Here is a 2019-nt window from a genome sequence, read left to right on the forward strand (position 1 = left end):
CCTCATGTAAGGCCTTGAAGGCTTCCTCGCCGTTAACCAAGGGGAAATAAGCCGCCATGGCGGGATGGTATTCGGTATCACACACAAACCAGGGTGCACCGCATGTCGCCTCCTGGGTGTGCTGAAGGGCAAGGGGCACGACGATGTCGGATTGACTTTGCGTCATCCGAGCAGCCCCCACTCCACCGCTTCATCGCGCAAGGTGATCTTTTCGGAGAGCGGCCAAGGGCGTGGGTAAGTGCGCTCGACTTGATGTACTGGCATGGTCTCGCCCTGTTCAAAGTGGCGAATGACTTCTTTCCACCTAATCGCGAGATCGTTGGGCCAGATGATTTTCCAGTAGCCCGTCTCCGGGCAGGTCTCACCGCTGTAGCAGATACGCACAGGGAAATTGGCTTGGCTGAAAGCCGGTGAACCGGGCATTGGTTTTCCGGTGGCCGGATCGAGCACCATGGCTTTGGCCAGTTGGTTGATCAGTGCCTCGGTGGGCTTGGGCGGTGGGACATTGGCCAAGCGGGCTTCCAGCCATTGCAGCTTGCCGTCCCAGGCGGGGAGTTTGGCCGGGGGTAAGGGGAGGATATCGTTGATTTCGGGGACTTTGGGGTCGGCGTAGGAGTAGTTACCTAGTACTTTGCCGATTTGCTCGTAGCGCTCAGCGCGTTCAAGATCTCGTTGTTGCCCGAGGTAGTACAACCGATCATCTGGCTGAGGGCCACGGAAACCTTGCTCCAAAAATGAGGCCGAACTCTCATCACCAGCCGCCGCCCCCAATTGGAATGCTTCAAGAGCCTCTTGGTACTGCCCCTTGTGCTTAAGGTAGATGCCCAAAGCACCGGCGGCCTTGCCATCGCCCTGTTCAGCCGCGCAACGATACATCTGCATCGCTATTTTCGGTGCGACGTCAATCGGATCGAGCTTGTCGCCCACATAGTACTGGGCTTGGGCATTACCGTGATCGGCGGCCTTACGGAAGTAACGCAACGACATTTCTGGATCTTTCTTCAATCCGGCGGATCCCTGTTGCAGGAATATGCCGATAAAGTAGTAACCCGTTGCCACGTCCGCGTCGATCAGTTGCTGACTCAGGCGCAGGTGTTCCTTACCCCTGAGCTTGAAGTAGCCGCGCATGGTGCCATTCTGTAAGTTGATATTGGCCTTGTAATGACCATTCTCAGCGGCGATGCGATACAAGCGCTCAATCTCAACATCGACCGTTTTGTCTTGCTTGAGTTGATTGTTTTTCTGCAACCAACGCGCGTACTGGAACAACTCATCGACCTCGGCAGATGGTGCAGGGATCTGTTCGTGTACACAGGTAAAAGCCAGCTTGGCTTTGATCTCGGTAAGTGGGTTCAAGGGCGTGTCCTTCGTCGGAAAAGTCAGTGCATTGCCAGTGCCGCAAGCGGCCAACAGCAGACTGGAGAGCAAGAGCGTCAGGCGCATCAGTCGAGATCCTTCAGAGTGGCTTCGCCATAATAGAACTCGACGAGCGGAGCGTCGGGTGCCTCCCTATCTTTTTGGAGGCGTTTGTTGTTATTGATAATGTCCTGCCAAGCCTTGAACGCCGCCGCCGGATCATCCTGCGCCCCCCTCTTATCGGTATGCATCTCCCACAACCGCCGCCGTAACGCCCTCGTCACCTCCGCCCACTCATGAGCAATATTCAACTCACTGTCCACCATCATGCTGCGGGTGTTGATATTCGCCGAGCCATGGGTGGTGAACACGTCGTTCACAATCATCAACTTGGAATGGATATACACCGGCATCCACTCCTTGCCAGCCGGTGAGTCTGGTGCCACCAGCGAGCACAGGTGCACTTTCAGACCAGGCACTTCCCGTGGGCCAATCGTTGTGTCTTCTACCGCTTTGATTTGCTCATCACGTTGGGCCTGCCACTCCTTGAGTTCCCGTTGCCCAACGTGGTCATTCCGTTCAGGTTGTGGGCGCGCACGGGCATCCTTTTTTATCTGCTCGATGCGCAACAGCTTGGTCACTGCCGGAATCGTTTCGGCCTTC

General features: G+C 56.0%; 1 protein-coding gene and 1 pseudogene. Both read right to left on the minus strand.

What is annotated here, in order from left to right; translation table 11 throughout:
- Window positions 1-162: 162 nt before the first annotated feature.
- On the minus strand, window positions 163-1443 hold the full coding sequence (locus CER19_RS07640) for a sel1 repeat family protein (protein ID WP_116665977.1): 1281 nt from the start codon (window positions 1441-1443) through the stop codon (window positions 163-165).
- Window positions 1443-2019 (minus strand): annotated as a pseudogene (locus CER19_RS07645) (phospholipase); the annotation flags it as partial. The pseudogene CER19_RS07645 and the gene CER19_RS07640, both read right to left, overlap by 1 nt.

The sequence above is a fragment of the Pseudomonas sp. GL93 genome (assembly GCF_003408955.1).
GTDB lineage: Bacteria > Pseudomonadota > Gammaproteobacteria > Pseudomonadales > Pseudomonadaceae > Aquipseudomonas > Aquipseudomonas paracarnis.

Excerpts from the sequence above, each read along its gene's own strand:
- CER19_RS07640 (WP_116665977.1), bottom strand. The coding sequence starts at position 1,443 with ATGCGCCTGACGCTCTTGCTCTCCAGTCTGCTGTTGGCCGCTTGCGGC.